The sequence below is a fragment of the Comamonas serinivorans genome (genome assembly GCF_002158865.1).
Taxonomy (GTDB): domain Bacteria; phylum Pseudomonadota; class Gammaproteobacteria; order Burkholderiales; family Burkholderiaceae_C; genus Comamonas_E; species Comamonas_E serinivorans.
This window is the reverse complement of sequence record NZ_CP021455.1, coordinates 2,578,279-2,593,545: the sequence shown is the minus strand read 5'-3', so window position 1 is coordinate 2,593,545 and position 15,267 is coordinate 2,578,279. Positions and strand designations below refer to the sequence as shown.

Genomic DNA, 15,267 nt, shown 5'->3' with positions numbered 1-15,267 from the left:
ACCAGGTCTCTGGCCGACGAATCGGGGGCAGGGCAACCGGCTGAGCGGCGACTCAGCGGGGTAGGCCAACCGGCCGGTGTGCACAGCAAGCCCGGGCAGCTCTGGGGCCCAGGCCGCATCGACCTGGCCGGCGGGCGGGCCACAAGGGCCAGACGGGTCATGCGGGCCACACGAGCTGGCGTGCCGGGTCGCGCCGCTGCGCGGGCCGCGTCAGTCCGACACCGTGTGGGTCTTGTCGGCTTCGCTGGTGAAGGCATCGGCATAGAACTCCCAATCGGGCAGGCCGGCCTGGGCCAGGTAGGCGGCGCGGGCCGAATCGACGACGATGGGCGCGCCGCAGGCGTAGACCTGGTGGCCGGACAGGTCCGGCAGGTCGTCCAGCACGGCCTGGTGCACAAAGCCGGTGCGGCCGGTCCAGCCGTCTTCGGGCAGGGCGTCGGACACCACGGGCACGTAGCGCAGCTCGGGCATGTGGCCGGCCTGCTCGCGCAGCCAGCCGTCCATGTACAGGTCCTGCGGGCGGCGGCCGCCCCAGTACACCGTCACGGGGCGGCGGATGCCCTTGACCTGCATGTGTTCCAGCAGGGCCTTGATGGGCGCGAACCCCGTGCCCGAGGCCAGCAGCACGATGGGCTTATCCGAGTCCTCGCGCAGGAAGAAGCTGCCGAACGGCCCCTCGATGCGCAGGATGTCGCGCTCTTTCAAGCTGCCGAAGACCTGGTCGGTGAACTTGCCGCCCGGCATGTGGCGGATGTGCAGCTCGACCATGGGCACCGGCGTGGCGCCCGGCGAGGGCGCGCGCAGGATGTGCTGGGGCGCGTTGGCCATGGAGTAGCTGCGGTGGCTGCCGTCGCGCAGGATGAACTCGATGTACTGGCCGGCGTGGTACTGCAGCACGTCGGAGGCCGGCAGCTGCAGGGTCATGCGCATCACGTCGTGGCTCAGGCGCTCGAGCTGGAACACCCGCGCCGGCATCTTCTTGATGGGGAAGGCCCCTTCGCTGGTCACCTGGCGCGACTCCAGCACCACGTCGCCCTCGGCCACGCCGCAGCAGGTCAGCACGAAGCCCTGGGCTTCCTCGTCGGCGGACAGGGCTTTTTCCTGGTGCGGACCGTGCACCACCGTGCCTTCGAGCTTGCGGCACTTGCAGGAGCCGCAGGCGCCATCCTTGCAGCCGTAGGGCAGGCCGATGCCTTGGCGGATGGCGGCGGCGAGCAGGGTCTCGCCGGGGTCGGACTGGAACTCGCGCCCGCTGGGGCGCACCGTGATGTGATGGCTCATGACCTCGTCTATGCTCGTGGGCTTTCGCGCTCAAAAGCCCCCGATTTTGCCCCCAATCCCCATGCCACCTCCTGCGGTACGGACCACCTCTGCCCGGCCTGCCCCCGCCCGCACGGCCTCGCGCCGGCCCGCCACGCCGCCGCAGGGCGCCTTGCCGGCGCGTTTCCGGCGCCTGCGTGTGCTCATCGTGGGCTGTGGCGACGTGGGCTCGCGCGTGGCCCGGCTGCTGCAGGGCCGGCCGGCGCCGTCGGGCGTGGCGGCGGGGCGCGTCACCGTGCGCGCCCTGACCTCCGGCGGCAGTCCCGAGCGCCTGCAGACCCTGCGCGCGCTGGGCGTCACGCCGCTGGTGGGCGACCTCGACGACCCGCGCCGGCGTGGGCCGCTGCAGCGCCTGGGCGCGCTGGCCACGTGGGGGCTGCACCTGGCGCCGCCGCCCGGCCGGGGCGACACCGACCCGCGCACCGAGGCCCTGGCTCGCGTGTGGCTGGCGGCGCAGGGCCGGCGCCAGCGGCGCGCGCGTGCGCTGGGGCTGGCGGCGGGGCAGGGCGGACAGCCGCCCTCGCGCCTGGCGCGGCGCCTCAGGCGCCTGCGCTGGCGCCATCAGGACACCCGGCTGCGTGCGCTGGTCTATGGCTCGACCACCGGGGTGTATGGCGACTGCGCCGGCGCCTGGCTCGATGAAACGCGGGCCGTGAACCCCGAAAGCGCCCGCGCGCGCCGCCGCGTGGCGGCCGAACGCAGCCTGCGCACGCTGGCGCGCCGCAGCACCTGGTCCACACGCGTCTCGTGCCTGCGCATTCCGGGCATTTACGCGCCCGACCGCGAGGGCGGCACGCCGCGCGGCCGGCTGCTGCGCGGCACGCCCTGCCTGCTGCCCGAGGACGACGTCTACACCAACCACATCCATGCCGACGACCTGGCGCGGGCCGCCTTGCGGGCGCTGGCCCTGGGCCGGCCGCAGCGCGTGGTGCAGGTGTGCGACGACAGCGTGTTCAAGGCCGGCGACTACTTCGACGCCGCGGCCGACCTGTTTGGCCTGCCCCGCCCGCCGCGCCTGTCGGCCCAGGTGCTGCAGGCCCAGGTCTCGCCCGTGCAATGGAGTTTTCTGCGCGAATCGCGCCGGCTGCGCAACACGCGCATGAAGCACGAGCTGCGGCTGGTGTTGCGGCATCCGCAGGTGTTGCAGGGGTTGATTGCGTTGTAACGGAGTATGGTGCCATGCCCGTTCATTTCAAAACGAGAAGGGGTGCATACTGCTTGAGCGTGGGGCGTGCCAGATCCGCAGTGGCGGATGATGAACGGGGTTGAGGCGGGGGCGGCATGCAACCCGCCATCCGGCACCCGTGTGCCCCGAAACCCTTGGCCCGGCACGGAATGCCGAAGCGGCCGACCCAGGCGCCGCAGGCACAATCGCGGCCATGTTGACTTATCCCCACATCGACCCCGTGGCGGTCCAGATCGGTCCGTTGGCCGTGCACTGGTATGGCCTCACCTACCTGGTGGCGTTTGCCCTGTTCTATGCGCTGGCGCGCGTGCGCATCCGCCAGCAGCCGTTTGCCGGGGTCTCCATGCCGGGCCCGTGGACGGCGCGGGATGTTGAGGACCTGCTGTTCATGGGGGTGATGGGCGCCATCCTGGGCGGGCGGCTGGGGTACTGCCTGTTTTACAAGCCGGAGTTCTACGCCGCGCACCCGCTGGAGGTGTTCGCCATCTGGAAGGGGGGCATGAGCTTTCACGGCGGCATGCTGGGCACGATTGCCGCCATGGGCCTGTTCGCCAAGCTGCGCGGTCGCCGCTTCTTCGAGGTGGCCGACCTGGTGGCGCCCTGTGTGCCCACCGGCCTGGCCGCGGGCCGCGTCGGCAACTTCATCAACGGCGAGCTGTGGGGCCGCCTGGCCGACCCGTCGCTGCCCTGGGCCATGGTGTTTCCGCAGGCCGGCGCCGCGCCGCGCCACCCGTCGCAGATCTACCAGTTCCTGCTCGAAGGCCTGCTGCTGTTCGTGCTGCTGTGGCTGTACGCGCGCAAGCCGCGCGGCCTGGGCCAGGTCAGCGGGGCGTTCCTCTTCGGCTATGGCCTGTTGCGCTTCGTGGCCGAGTACTTCCGCGAGCCCGACGATTTCCTGGGCCTGTTGGCCATGAACCTGAGCATGGGCCAGTGGCTGTGCGTGCCCATGATGGCGGCGGGCCTGCTGATCTGGCTGTGGGGCCGCAAGCAGCCACGCCACCTGTGAGTGCTTGAGCAGGGCCGGGACAGGCCGCTGCCCAAGGTGGAACAATGGGGTCTGAATCGACCTCGTGTCCGTCTGTGTCCATGGGGTATGGGTCCGCTGCCGATGTGTCACCACCGACTGCGGGTTCATACCCAAACTTGTTTGTGTGAGAACCGGTTTGACTGAATCTGCCACATCCACCGCACCCGAGGCTGCGGCCGCCCAACCCCGTTCCACCCGCACGCGCCTGGCCGTGAGCCTGCGGCGCAGCGAGGAGGCCTTGTCGCCGCGCGCCTTGCGCAAACTGCTGGCCGACCTGCACGGCATCGCCGAAGCCCGCAGCGATGTCGAAGCCGCCAAGCAGGCCGAGCACCTCGCCCACTGGTATGCGCAGGCCTGCCCGGCCGAGCGGCAGGATTTCTGGCTGCTGCTGGCCGAGCAATTTGCGCCCGACGCCGAGCTGATCGAGTGCGCCCGGCTGCAGCTCGACGGTGCCTGGGGCACGCAGGAGCAGGGCGCTGCCGAGGTGCGCCTGCGGCGGGCCCTGGCGTCGCCACGCGGGCGTTTGCTGCAGCGCTTTGCCGCGTTCGAGCAGGGCATGCGCTTCCTGGTCGACCTGCGGGGCGAGCTGCTCCAGGCCTTGCCCGGCGACCGCCGCCTGCTGCCGCTGGACGCCGAGCTCGAGGCCTTGTTCACCAGCTGGTTCGAGCTGGGCTCGCTGCGGCTGGACCGCATCAGCTGGGATTCGCCGGCCTCGCTGGTCGAGCAGCTGATCCAGTACGAGGCGGTGCACGACATCACCAGCTGGGCCGATGTGAAGAACCGCCTGGACGCCGACCGCCGCTGCTACGGCTTTTTTCACCCGCGGTTGCCGGGCGTGCCGCTGATCTTCGTCGAGGTGGCCTTTGGCGAGCGCATGGCCGACCACATGGCGCCGCTGCTGGACGAGCACGCCGAGCCGGCCGACCTGGCGCGGGCCACCCACGCCGTCTTCTACTCCATCAGCAACACGCAGCCGGGGCTCAAGGGCGTGAGCTTTGGCGATTCGCTGATCAAACGCGTGGTCGAGGCCCTGCAGCAGGACCTGCCGAACGTGAAGCACTTCGCCACCTTGTCGCCGCTGCCGGGCTTTGCGCGCTGGCTGCGTGCGCAAGCGCCCGAGCGCGTGGCCGCGCTGCCCACCAAAGCCAGGCAGGCCCTGGCCGACGCCCTGGGCCTGGAGGCCGAGCCGCCCACGGGCGAGGCCGTGCTGCAGGCGCTGGACCAGGCCGATCTGGCGAGCTGGCACGAGAAATCTGCGGCGCGCGCCTGGCTGCTGCAGATGGCGGCGCACTACCTGGTGCGCGAATTCAGCCGCGGCAAGCCGCTGGACCCGGTGGCGCGTTTCCACCTGGGCAACGGCGCCTGTGTCGAGCGCCTGAACTGGGCGGCCGACCTGTCGGTCAAGGGACGCCGCCAGTCCTGGGGGCTGATGGTCAACTACCTGTACGACCTCAAGCGCCTGGACAAGCACCGACAGGCCTTGGCGCAGGAGCAGGTGCCCGCGTCCAAGGCCGTGCTGGCGCGGCTGGACTGAGGGCGGTAGGGGCGTGGCGGGTGTGATCCGGTTGCGGCACAGGCATGGTCAGGTGCGTGCCCTTCGGGCCATGCCAGATGGCCGCTGCGGCCGCGCCGAGCCGCGTTTGATCGCGTGCTGAACGGGCTTGAACGTCGAGTGGGCTGAGGGCTTGCCGGTGATCCGGTGTATGACCCGGTTTGCTTTTTCGAACCAATGGCTGCGGAGGCATACCCTCCATCCATGCCGATTTTCGCACCGCCCATGCCAGGCAGCCGGCCTGACAGGGCAACACGGTCGAAGGCTGTTGCAGGAAGTGCGTCCAACGGACGACGGCAAGCGCGCGATCACGGCGATGCGTACCGGTTCACCTGCGGCGTGGGGGCATGGGATGACGGCAGGATGTTCCGGTTTGTCTAGCCAGTCGATCCGACACGACCGTGAGCGGATCGAAGGCGCGCCGTGGCCATGGGTCAGCTGCGGAGCTGTTGCGGGCTCACTTGAGGTTCACGATCCATTCCGACAGCTTCTTGGCGTCGGCCTCGGACACGGCGGCGTTGGCGGGCATGGGCACGGCGCCCCACACGCCACTGCTGCCCTTGAGGATCTTGGTGGTGAGCTTGCTCACGGCGGCGGCATCGCCCTGGTACTTCCTGGCCACGTCCTTGTAGGACGGGCCCACGACCTTCTTGTCCACCGCATGGCAGGCCATGCAGTTCTTGGCTTTGGCCAGGGCTTCGTCCGCCATGGCGGGGGCCGCTGCCAGAACCAGGGCGCCAAGCGCGACGAGGGTCTTCTTCATGGGCTGTGCTCTTTGCTGAAAAACTGCGAAAAACCAATGCTTAAACGCATTCAATCCCGGGTGGGTTGACGTAGCATAAGCGCATCAGTTTACAAAAAGGGGTATGTCATGTGGTTCCTGGGCATTGGCGTGGCCCTCTTCGGTTGGCAGTGGTACAAGCTCGGCCCGGTCTACAACTGGACGTGGGAGCAGCTGGGCTGGGTCTCCATCCCCTTCGTCCTCGCCGTGCTCTGGTGGTCCTGGGCCGACTGGTCGGGCTACACCAAACGCAAGGCCATGGAACGCGAAGACGCCCAGCGCGAAGCCCGCATCGAAAAGCACCGCGAGCAGCTGCGCGGGCCGCGCCGCTGAGGCCTTGAGCCCGGGACGCCCCGAATGCCCGCGCATCCCTGGCGGACGCCACCCGGGATCAGGACGCAGCGCGTCTTACGCCCCTCGGCACCAAACCCGCACCCCCATTCCCGCCCCGCCGGATGCCATCTGGCCTGGAGCACGGCCATGCCCGGTCTCGATCCCATCCGGGCCGACGGCGGGCACCGCGTTGAACCGCCAAAGTTCATGCGGTTGAAGAAGGCGTACAACTCGACCTTCTCGGTTGCTTCAAGCTGACGCCCGCGCAATCCACGCCGCCGCTGGCAGGCCGTGCGGGGCCCGGCCAGACCCCCATTGCTGTTTCATCTCGCCAGCGGCGGCTTGTCCTGTCGTGGGCCAGTCCGGCGCCAAAGCCTGATCCCGTCGCCCGCGCAACCCATCCTTCACGGTGCCGGTCTGTCGTTGCGCCGAAACGCCTGCCGCGCCGCCATGGCGCGATCCCGACTGGCACCACCGTGGTGCCAGTCGCCGCTGGCTGCGGGTATGCTTCGCCGCAACGTCCCGTGATCGCCTGCATCGCCTTGGGCGCGGCAGGTTGGCGTCGCATGCCCAGGCTATGTGCGTATTTTGCATATGGGTATGCGCTCATTGGCGTTCAACAATGAACGGTGAATGCACCATACTGCCGATTGGTTGATCTGCCTTCAGCCAATCAGCGCAACAGGAGACCTCATGTCCGACACCTGGAAGTTCGAAACCAAGTCCGTCCACACCGGCTACAGCCCCGACCCCACGACCAAAGCCGTCGCCGTACCGCTCTACCAGACCGTGGCTTACGCCTTCGACAGCGCCCAGCATGGCGCCGACCTGTTCGACCTGAAGGTGCCCGGCAACATCTACACGCGCATCATGAATCCGACCACCGACGTGCTGGAGCAGCGCGTGGCGGCGCTCGAGGGCGGCATTGGCGCGCTGGCCGTGGCCTCGGGCCAGGTGGCGGTCACCTATGCCATCCAGACCATCGCCGAGGCCGGCGACAACATCGTCAGCAGCACGGCGCTGTATGGCGGCACCTACAACCTGTTCGCGCACACGCTGCCGCAATACGGCATCGAGACGCGCTTTGGCGACCACAACGACCCCGACAGCTTCGAGCAGCTCATCGACGCGCGCACCAAGGCCGTGTACGTCGAGTCCATCGGCAACCCGGCCGGCAACGTGACCGACATCGCCAAGGTGGCGGCCATTGCCCACAAGCACGGCGTGCCGGTGATCGTGGACAACACCGTGGCCAGCCCTTACCTGCTGCGCCCGTTCGAGCACGGCGCCGACATCGTCGTGCATTCGCTGACCAAGTACATGGGTGGCCACGGCACCAGCCTGGGCGGCATCATCGTGGACAGCGGCAAATTCCCGTGGGCGCAGCACAAGCAGCGTTTTCCGCGCCTGAACGAGCCGGACGTGAGCTACCACGGCGTGGTTTACACCGAGGCGCTGGGCGCCGCCGCCTACATCGGCCGGGCGCGCGTGGTGCCGCTGCGCAACATGGGGGCCGCCATTTCGCCGTTCAACGCCTGGCAGATCCTGCAGGGCATCGAGACGCTGGCGCTGCGCATGGACCGCATCTGCGAGAACACGCAGAAAGTCGCCGAATGGCTGCAAACGCATCCCAAGGTGTCGTGGGTCAGCTACGCCGGCCTGGCCAGCCACCGCGACCACGCGCTGGCCCAGCAATACATGGGCGGGCGGGCTTCGGGCCTGTTCACATTCGGCGTGAAATCGGCGCCGGGCGACGACGCCCGTGCGGCGGGCGCGCGCTTCCTCGATGCGCTGCAGCTGTTCACGCGCCTGGTCAACATCGGCGACACCAAGTCGCTGGCCACGCACCCGGCCAGCACGACGCACCGCCAGCTGTCGCCCGAGGAGCTGGCCAAGACCGGCGTGAAAGAGGAAACCGTGCGTCTGTGCGTGGGCATCGAGCACGTTGACGACCTGATCGCCGACCTGGACCAGGCGCTGGCCAAGGTCTGACGGCCCGCCGTGCTCGCCCTGGCCCGTGGCGAGCGGGCAGGGCTTGGCCCATCTGCGGCGACTCAGGAGCAGCCCGATTCAGGCCGTCAGGCGCGTGCGGCGCACGTGCTGGCAGGCCTGACCAAGGTTGAAGGAACTTGAAGTTGACAGGCAGTATGTGCCCATCTCCGTTTTCGATGAAGCGGAATGCTGGGTATACTGCTGCTGCCAACGCGCGGTGCGCTTTGGCCGGCCCCTTGGCATCCGCCACCGCGGGACTGCAGCGGCCGACGGGCTGCATGCCTGTTGGGCGGCCACTCCGCTGCTATGCTGCTGCTGCGCTGCCGGCACCGGGCCGGTGCGCACCGTGGGCGCGAGCAAGCGCCGCAAGCGAGGCATGCATGGGTTGGTTCTCCAAATCTTCCGACGATTTCTTCCTCTCCACCGTGGTGCCGCAAGGCCAGGGCGGTGCCCAGGTTGCCCAGTTTTTGGGGCTGGTGAATGGCGAGGCCGTCATCGGCGCCAACATCTTCCGCGACATGTTTTCCAGCGTGCGCGACGTGGTTGGCGGGCGTGCCGGCGGCTACGAACGCGCGCTGGCCGGCGCGCGTGAATCGGCGCTGGCCGATGCCAAGGCCGCCGCCCAGGAATTGGGTGCCAATGGCATCGTCGGCATCGACTTCGACTACGAGGTGCTGGGCGAGACCAACGGCATGATGCTGGTCTCCGTCACTGGCACGGCGGTGAGGATGGCGTGAGCGGCGGTCAGGCCCAGTCCGGCGCAGGGTCGGTGCGTGTGCCGCCTGCATGCGCCACGCGGCCTCTGTAGGCGCGGCGGCAGATCCAGAAGGTGGGCGACGACTTGTGCGCCACCACGGCAAGCAGCGCTTTTACACCGTCGGCCAGGTGCGGGCGGCACATCAGCGCCAGGGCATCTCGATCGATGTGGCGTGCGGGTCGCACGCCTTCTTCAACACCCACAGCGACTTTGACCGCCTGCACGCGCAGCAGGGCGAGGTGTGTGACCACGCCGGCATGAAGGCCGAGTTGGCCGAGGCGTTGTCGCCCGGTGCCATGCACGACTGGTCGCTGTTCGACCTCTTCGAGTGAGTGACCGCCACCGACGGCGCAGCGCCGTGAGGGTGTTACGTGCACCCTGGCGACCTGGGGCGGTGTGCGTGCAGCCTTCGGTTGCCCGATGGAGGTGCGGACGGCCGGATCGCGGCGTTGCCCGCCCGGCCTAGGATTGGGCCAGGCGCGGTAGCAGGGCCAGCACGTGGCGCAGCTGGCGCGCGATGGGCTCGGGCAGGGGCAGCTCGCCCGCCAGCACAGCCCGCGTGTAGCGCGCGGTGCTGGCGGCGCTCACGTCGGTGGGCAGCTCGTCCAGCTTGGCCAGCGAGCCCGTTTCGCCTTCGTCTACGCAGAGGAGGTCCTGGCCGATGACGGCATCCATGCGCGGCGTGCGGCGCGGGTCGGCCACGGGCTCGCCTTCGGTGCCGCGCAGGATCAGGCCCGCATGGCCGACCAGGCGCAGGGTGTGGCCCATGGGCTCGATGTATTCGCGGTGCGTGTAGCTGGTGAGGATCAGCGCGGGGCCCTGGACGGGGTTCATGAGCTTGACCAGGCTGTGCGCGCTGTTGCGCAGGGCCAGGGTGCGGCGCACCTGCAGCAGCGCGTCCAGCGCAGGGCTGAGCACCGCCGTGGGGGCGTAGGCCACTTGGCCGGCGGCCACTGGCCCAGGTTGAGCCAGGGGATCGATGCCCAACTCGCGCAGCACGCTCTCGCTGGTCACTCGGGCGTCGGCGTTCACCTCGCTCAACGAGCCGTGGACCAGCACGGCCACGCCCTCGCGCGCGAGCAGCAGGGCCAGCAGCGGCACCAGCGCGGGCAGCTTGCGCGCGCCGTTGTAGGCGGGGATGACGACCGTGGGCGCACCCCCCGTCGACACCAGGGCCAGCCGCGGCTGCACGGCGTCGAGGAAGCCCGCCAGCTCTTCGGGCGATTCGCCCTTGACGCGCATGGCGATGCAGAAGGCGCCGATTTCCAGCGCGCTGATCTGGCCGTCCAGCAGCTGCGCCATGAGGTCGGCGGCTTGCTCGCGCGACAGGTCGCGGGCGCCTCGCTTGCCGCGGCCGATTTCTTTGATGTAGGAGGAGATGGACATGGGATCGTGGGGCCGGAAACAGGCAAACAACAAACAACCGGTCGCCGCAGGGGCTCAGGCCGTCAGCAGGCGCAGGTGACGCTCGAGCGCGCCGGCCTGGGGCAGCACCGGGCCCGCGAACACGGTGCGCGTGGCCGAGCCCAGCACCAGGGTGGGAAAGGTTTCGATGTCCAGCTCATCGAGCTGCTCGGCGTCGTCCTCGACATCGACCCAGCGGAACAGCCACTCGGGATGGTCGGCCTGAGCGGCTTCGAACGCGGCGCGGAATTCGCGGCAGACGCCACACCATTCGGCGCACAGGCACAACACGGCTTGCGGCGCGTCGGCCTGCGGCCGGTTGGCCTGGGAGCCGTGCGCATCGGCGAGGGACCTGCGCAGCAGATCCTGCAGCAGGGCGGCTTCGGAGTCGGTCCAGGGGCTCATGGTGCGGTGGCGGTGTGAAGCCGCGATTGTGCAATGGTGGCGGGCAGGGTCGCCGACGAGCGGCATCCTGTGGTCCCGCTGCCCCGGGTTGGCTGCGTAGGCACCGCTGTGGGGGAAGCGCCGGATGCACCGAGCGCATGAAGCTGCAGGTGAAGGCCGGCGTTGTCGGTGCGCAGGACAAGCTGCTTTGCGGGGCCGGCAACCGGGCAGACTGCTGGGGTAGATCAGCGGCTTGGCGGGCCTTGGGTCGCCGCGTGGCGCAGTGAGGCGGCTTCATCGGGCTTGACCAGTTGCGACGGGATTCGTTGTGGCTGCCCCATGCCACAGCCGTGGTCGCTGGCGGTGTGAGCGACGGGCGCGCGCTGGCATCCCGCCACGCTCACAGCGGCGCGTCCTGGCCGCGTGCGAGCAGGGCGTCGCGAAACTCGCGGGCCACCGGGCTCAACACGCCCTTGGCGCGCCAGAACACGTGCAGGTCGTACTGCGCGGCCATGTCCACGCCGGGCAAGGCGGCCAGGCCCTGGCCCTCGGGCTGGCTCAGGTGCTGCCGCGGCACCAGGCCGAGCAGGTCCGATTGGCGCAGCAGGTGGGTGAAGGCCAGCTGCGAATGGCTGCTCTCCACCGCGACCGGGGGTAGGGGCAAATCGGCCCGGGCAAACAGTTGCTCGAACCAGTGGCGCAGGTAGATGCCGCGATCGGGCAGCACCCAGCGCTCGTGCACCAGGTCGCCCAGGCTGCGCAGCTGCGTGAGGCGCGGGTGCCGGGCGCGCGCCACCATGCACACGTCCAGCAGGCCCAGGCTGGCGTTGGCGAGGCCGGGGTGGCTGGCTTCGGGCTTGGCCGCGATGACCAGGTCCACCAGGCCGTCTTCCAGGTGGATCAGCAGCTGCGGGCTCAGCATGGTGCGGATGGAAAAGCGCGCCATGGGCCGCTTCAGGTGGAACTCGGCCAGCAGCGGCGTGATGAACGAGGGCACCAGGTGCGGCAGCGCGGCCAGCCGGATCAAGCCCGCTTTCGCACTGCGCTCGTCGCCCAGCTCGGTCTCCAGGTCGTGCATGGCCTGGGTCACCTGGCGCGCGTGGCGCAGCAGGGTCTCGCCCATGGCGGTGATGGCGATGCCCTGGCTGCTGCGCTCGAACAAGGTGGCGCCGGCCTGGGCCTCGAGCCGGGCCAGGGCCTTGGACAGCGCCGATTGCGTCACCCCCAGCGTGTGGGCGGTGGCGTGCAGGCTGGGGTGCTGGCTCAGGGCGATGAGGGCGTGCAGGTCGTCGATGCGCATGTGGAACGGGTTCGATGGGTATGGCGTGCTTATCGATGATGAGCCATCGACTGTACCGAGTTACTGGGTTTGGATGGGCGAAAAATCGCCATGTGGCGCGCGAGTGTGATTCCACCATGGAATCGCCATGCCTTGAATGGGAATTTCGGGAAACCGCTGCGCTGCCTACAGTCCGCAGCCGTGACCAGACCGCCCCGAGGCGGCACGGCACCCCCGATTTCCTGGAGACTCCTCGATGACCCTGCCCACCTCCCATCCCCGCCGCCGCGCTGCCCTGCAGCTGACCGCGGGCCTGCTCGGCCTGGCCGCCTGGCCCGCGCACGCCAACGACGCCTGGCCCCGCAAGCCCATCACGCTGGTGGTGCCGTTTCCTCCCGGTGGGCCCACCGATGCCCAGCTGCGCGCACTGGCGGCGGCCTTGGGCAAGGACCTGGGGCAACCCGTGGTGGTGCACAACCAGCCAGGTGCCGGCGGCACGCTGGCGCCGTCGCAGATGGCGCGCAGCGCCGCCGCCGACGGCTACACCCTGGCCATGATCACGCCCGCCGTGTTCCGCCTGCCGCATCTGCAGAAGGTGAGCTACGACGTGGCGCAGGATTTCAGCTACGTGGCGGGCCTGACGAGCTACGTCTATGCGCTGTCCGTGCCGACGGCCTCGCGGTTCAAGTCCTTGACCGAGGTGGTGGCCTTTGCCAAGGCCAATCCCGGCCAGCTCAGCGTGGCCGTCGTGGGCAGCGGCACCCTGGGTCACATCGCCATCCATCGCCTGCAGCAGCAGGCCGGCATCCAGCTCAACCACGTGCCGTTCAAGGGCGGGGCCGATGCCGTGACGGCCCTGCTGGGCGGCCACGTCGACGTGATGCTGGAGGCGGGCTGGGGCGCCATGGCCAATGGCGGCAAGCTGCGCCTGCTGGCTGTGGCTGAGGACAAGCGCCTGCCCCGGTGGCCGCAGGTGCCGACCTTTAAAGAGACCGGCTACGACATCGTGGTGCGCTCGACCATCGGCCTGGCCGGGCCGCGCAACCTGCCCGAAGCCGTGGTGAGCCGGCTGGAGCAGGCGCTCAGGCTAGCCACGCAGGACGCGGCCTATGCGCGAGCGCTGGACATCGAATCCATGCCCAACCGCTTCGAGGGCAGCCAGGCCTATCGCCAGTACGCGCTGGCGCAGCACGAGTCCGACCGCCGCAGCATGCGCGAGTTGGGCCTGGCGATGGAGTGAGCATGAACGACCTGCTGCGATCCCCCCTGGCGGCTGCCATGCCGCAACCCGCCGCGCCTGGGCCTGCGCCTTGCACGGCTGGCCCCACCCGTTCGCCGCTGGCCGGTGTGTCGGACGCGGAATGGGCCATGCGCCAAGACCTGGCGGCGCTGTACCGCGCCTTGCACCGGTATGGCATGACGGACCTGATCTACAACCACATCACGGCCCGTGTGCCGGGCGAGCCCGACCAGATCCTGCTCAACCCCTACGGCCTGTTGTACCAGGAGGTCTGCGCCTCCAGCCTCTACAAGATCCGGCTCGATGGCGAGGTGCTGTACAAGCCGGACGACGGCTTCGGCCTGAACCCGGCCGCCTACGTCATCCACACCGCTGTGCACGCCGCGCGGCACGATGCGGTGTGTGTGCTGCACACGCACACGCGGGCCAGCACGGCCGTCTCGGCCATGCGAGGCGGGCTGCGGCCCATTTCGCAGCAAGCGGCGGTGTTCCATGGCCGCATCGGCTACCACGACTTTCAAGGCCCCGAGGTCTTGCCCGAACAGCAACAGGCGCTGGTCGATGACCTGGGCCCGCACAACGCCGTCATCCTGCGCAACCACGGGCTGCTGGTGTGCGGCCGCACCATCGCCGAGGCGTTCTTCAACATCTACTGGCTGGAGTCGGCCTGCAAGGTGCAGGTCGATGCGATGGCGGCCGGAGCCGGGCAGGTGATCGAGTTCGACGCGGCTGCCGTGCAGGCCACGCGCGATGCGTTTGCACGCGGCGCCGCCATCCGGGGCGAACGCGAATGGGCCGCCGTGCGGCGCGAGCTGGACCGCCTTGACACACGCTACCGGCATTGACATTGATGCGCAGTATTGCGCCATTGCCGTTCAAATTTGAACGGGAATCCATCCATACCCCATTGATTGAGAATCCCATGCACACCGTGATCGACGCGCCCATGAACCGCCCCGTGGTGGCCTACACCAGCCGCGCCCTGCCTGAAACACCGCGGCTGCTGGACGCCAGCGCCCTGGGCCTGGATGCGCGCGTGCGCTGCCACGAGCGTGAACCCGGCCAGGCGCCGCTCTTCATCGAATGCGCCGACGACGGCCTGCGGGACCGGGCCGCGTTCCGCGCCTGGTTTGCCCAGGTCCGTCCCATCATCGACGCGCTCATCGTGCGCCACGGCACGGTGGTGCTGCGCGGCTTTCCCATCGCCGAGACGGACGACTTCGCCGCGCTGGTGGCCGAATTCCCCAAGTTCACGGGCGACTATGCGGGCGGCCGCGCGCCGCGCTCGGCCGTCAAGGGCGACGTGATGGAGGCCACGCGCCTGGAGGCCAGCGTGCAGCTGGCGCTGCATTCCGAGATGGCCTACATGCGCGACTACCCGCGCCGCCTGGCCTTCTTCGCCCGCCGCATTGCGGCCAGGGGCGGTGAAACCACCATCGGCGACATGCGGACCCTGGTGGCAGGGCTGCCCCAGGCCGCCGTCGCCAAGCTGCACGCGCACAAGACGCGCATGGCCACCAACTACGGCCCCAAGTCGGATGCGCTGCAGCCCACTTACGCCCACATGGACTTGCGCGGCTGGAACCACGCCTTTTTCACCGACGACCCGCAGGACGTGGAGCGGCTGTGCGCGCACAAAGGCCTGACCCCGATCTGGAACCCCGATGGCAGCCTGACGCTGCTGACGCCGCTGGACCCCTTCGTCAGCCACCCGCAGACCGGCCAGTTGCTGTACCGCTCGGTCATCCACATGCGGCCGCAATCGCAAAGCGATGCGCTGTCGCGTCAGATCCGCGCCACGCAGCAACACCCCACGGGCGCCACGCTGGGCACCGGCGAATCGCTGTCGGCCGAGGAGCTGCACCAGATCGACACCGCCTGCGCCGCGCGCACCGTGCATTGGCGCTGGCAGGCCGGCGACGTGATGCTGGTCGACAACCTGCAGGTCTGGCATGGCCGCAACCCTTATGAGGGCGAGCGCGAAACCCAGGTGGCGCTGCTGAACTGAGGCG

The 15,267-nt window shown here is 69.4% G+C and carries 15 protein-coding genes; 10 read left to right on the top strand and 5 right to left on the bottom strand.

The annotated features are described in order from the left end of the window. Positions 1–210 precede the first annotated feature (210 nt). The gene (locus tag CCO03_RS11020) at positions 211–1,281 is read right to left on the bottom strand and encodes a CDP-6-deoxy-delta-3,4-glucoseen reductase (RefSeq protein WP_087281022.1); all 1,071 of its coding nucleotides are present in this window, start codon (positions 1,279–1,281) and stop codon (positions 211–213) included. 61 nt (positions 1,282–1,342) lie between these two features. On the opposite strand from CCO03_RS11020, the gene CCO03_RS11015 reads away from it, so the two are divergent. The 3 genes from CCO03_RS11015 (at position 1,343) to CCO03_RS11005 (ending at position 5,067) form a co-directional block, all read left to right on the top strand. After that, on the top strand, positions 1,343–2,485 hold the full coding sequence (locus CCO03_RS11015) for an NAD-dependent epimerase/dehydratase family protein (protein ID WP_236903779.1): 1,143 nt from the start codon (positions 1,343–1,345) through the stop codon (positions 2,483–2,485). Positions 2,486–2,699: 214 nt separating this feature from the next. Further along, the gene (gene lgt / locus CCO03_RS11010; protein WP_087281018.1) at positions 2,700–3,512 is read left to right on the top strand and encodes a prolipoprotein diacylglyceryl transferase; all 813 of its coding nucleotides are present in this window, start codon (positions 2,700–2,702) and stop codon (positions 3,510–3,512) included. A 157-nt stretch (positions 3,513–3,669) separates the two neighbouring features. Next, a complete protein-coding gene (locus tag CCO03_RS11005) occupies positions 3,670–5,067 on the top strand; it encodes a malonyl-CoA decarboxylase (protein ID WP_236903778.1) in 1,398 nt (465 codons plus the stop codon). 475 nt (positions 5,068–5,542) lie between these two features. Here the strand turns inward: CCO03_RS11005 and CCO03_RS11000 are convergent, their stop codons facing one another. Next, on the bottom strand, positions 5,543–5,848 hold the full coding sequence (locus CCO03_RS11000; protein ID WP_087281015.1) for a c-type cytochrome: 306 nt from the start codon (positions 5,846–5,848) through the stop codon (positions 5,543–5,545). 108 nt (positions 5,849–5,956) lie between these two features. On the opposite strand from CCO03_RS11000, the gene CCO03_RS10995 reads away from it, so the two are divergent. From CCO03_RS10995 to CCO03_RS10980, 4 genes are all read left to right on the top strand, one after another. Then, positions 5,957–6,199 carry a TIGR04438 family Trp-rich protein gene (locus CCO03_RS10995; protein WP_087281013.1) on the top strand — a complete coding sequence of 81 codons (243 nt, stop codon included), beginning with the start codon at positions 5,957–5,959 and terminating at the stop codon, positions 6,197–6,199. 693 nt (positions 6,200–6,892) lie between these two features. Continuing rightward, positions 6,893–8,191: an O-acetylhomoserine aminocarboxypropyltransferase/cysteine synthase family protein gene (locus CCO03_RS10990; RefSeq protein WP_087281011.1), complete on the top strand. Its 1,299-nt coding sequence runs from the start codon at positions 6,893–6,895 to the stop codon at positions 8,189–8,191. A 380-nt stretch (positions 8,192–8,571) separates the two neighbouring features. Further along, entirely contained in the window at positions 8,572–8,928 is a 357-nt protein-coding gene (locus tag CCO03_RS10985) for a heavy metal-binding domain-containing protein (RefSeq protein WP_087281009.1), read from the top strand. A 106-nt stretch (positions 8,929–9,034) separates the two neighbouring features. Next, a complete protein-coding gene (locus CCO03_RS10980) occupies positions 9,035–9,280 on the top strand; it encodes a hypothetical protein (RefSeq protein ID WP_087281007.1) in 246 nt (81 codons plus the stop codon). Positions 9,281–9,410: 130 nt separating this feature from the next. Here the strand turns inward: CCO03_RS10980 and ybiB are convergent, their stop codons facing one another. The 3 genes from ybiB to CCO03_RS10965 form a co-directional block, all read right to left on the bottom strand. Then, on the bottom strand, positions 9,411–10,334 hold the full coding sequence (gene ybiB / locus CCO03_RS10975; RefSeq protein WP_087281005.1) for a DNA-binding protein YbiB: 924 nt from the start codon (positions 10,332–10,334) through the stop codon (positions 9,411–9,413). A gap of 54 nt (positions 10,335–10,388) precedes the next feature. Further along, the gene (locus tag CCO03_RS10970; protein WP_157667645.1) at positions 10,389–10,757 is read right to left on the bottom strand and encodes a thioredoxin family protein; all 369 of its coding nucleotides are present in this window, start codon (positions 10,755–10,757) and stop codon (positions 10,389–10,391) included. Between the two features lie 379 nt (positions 10,758–11,136). Beyond that, complete coding sequence (locus CCO03_RS10965; protein WP_087281001.1) at positions 11,137–12,036, bottom strand: LysR family transcriptional regulator; 900 nt, start codon at positions 12,034–12,036, stop codon at positions 11,137–11,139. Positions 12,037–12,271: 235 nt separating this feature from the next. On the opposite strand from CCO03_RS10965, the gene CCO03_RS10960 reads away from it, so the two are divergent. From CCO03_RS10960 to CCO03_RS10950, 3 genes are all read left to right on the top strand, one after another. After that, positions 12,272–13,255 carry a tripartite tricarboxylate transporter substrate binding protein gene (locus tag CCO03_RS10960; protein ID WP_087280999.1) on the top strand — a complete coding sequence of 328 codons (984 nt, stop codon included), beginning with the start codon at positions 12,272–12,274 and terminating at the stop codon, positions 13,253–13,255. 2 nt (positions 13,256–13,257) lie between these two features. Beyond that, positions 13,258–14,100, top strand: a complete 843-nt coding sequence (locus tag CCO03_RS10955) for a class II aldolase/adducin family protein (protein WP_236903777.1) — start codon at positions 13,258–13,260, stop codon at positions 14,098–14,100. A gap of 77 nt (positions 14,101–14,177) precedes the next feature. Further along, positions 14,178–15,263 (top strand): TauD/TfdA family dioxygenase, encoded by a 1,086-nt coding sequence (locus CCO03_RS10950; protein ID WP_157667644.1) that lies wholly within the window; start codon positions 14,178–14,180, stop codon positions 15,261–15,263. Positions 15,264–15,267 lie beyond the last annotated feature (4 nt).

Excerpts from the sequence above, each read along its gene's own strand:
- CCO03_RS11020 (WP_087281022.1), bottom strand. The coding sequence starts at position 1,281 with ATGAGCCATCACATCACGGTGCGCCCCAGCGGGCGCGAGTTCCAGTCC.
- CCO03_RS11015 (WP_236903779.1), top strand. The coding sequence starts at position 1,343 with ATGCCACCTCCTGCGGTACGGACCACCTCTGCCCGGCCTGCCCCCGCC.
- lgt (WP_087281018.1), top strand. The coding sequence starts at position 2,700 with ATGTTGACTTATCCCCACATCGACCCCGTGGCGGTCCAGATCGGTCCG.
- CCO03_RS11000 (WP_087281015.1), bottom strand. The coding sequence starts at position 5,848 with ATGAAGAAGACCCTCGTCGCGCTTGGCGCCCTGGTTCTGGCAGCGGCC.
- CCO03_RS10995 (WP_087281013.1), top strand. The coding sequence starts at position 5,957 with ATGTGGTTCCTGGGCATTGGCGTGGCCCTCTTCGGTTGGCAGTGGTAC.
- CCO03_RS10990 (WP_087281011.1), top strand. The coding sequence starts at position 6,893 with ATGTCCGACACCTGGAAGTTCGAAACCAAGTCCGTCCACACCGGCTAC.
- CCO03_RS10985 (WP_087281009.1), top strand. The coding sequence starts at position 8,572 with ATGGGTTGGTTCTCCAAATCTTCCGACGATTTCTTCCTCTCCACCGTG.
- ybiB (WP_087281005.1), bottom strand. The coding sequence starts at position 10,334 with ATGTCCATCTCCTCCTACATCAAAGAAATCGGCCGCGGCAAGCGAGGC.
- CCO03_RS10970 (WP_157667645.1), bottom strand. The coding sequence starts at position 10,757 with ATGAGCCCCTGGACCGACTCCGAAGCCGCCCTGCTGCAGGATCTGCTG.
- CCO03_RS10965 (WP_087281001.1), bottom strand. The coding sequence starts at position 12,036 with ATGCGCATCGACGACCTGCACGCCCTCATCGCCCTGAGCCAGCACCCC.
- CCO03_RS10960 (WP_087280999.1), top strand. The coding sequence starts at position 12,272 with ATGACCCTGCCCACCTCCCATCCCCGCCGCCGCGCTGCCCTGCAGCTG.
- CCO03_RS10955 (WP_236903777.1), top strand. The coding sequence starts at position 13,258 with ATGAACGACCTGCTGCGATCCCCCCTGGCGGCTGCCATGCCGCAACCC.
- CCO03_RS10950 (WP_157667644.1), top strand. The coding sequence starts at position 14,178 with ATGCACACCGTGATCGACGCGCCCATGAACCGCCCCGTGGTGGCCTAC.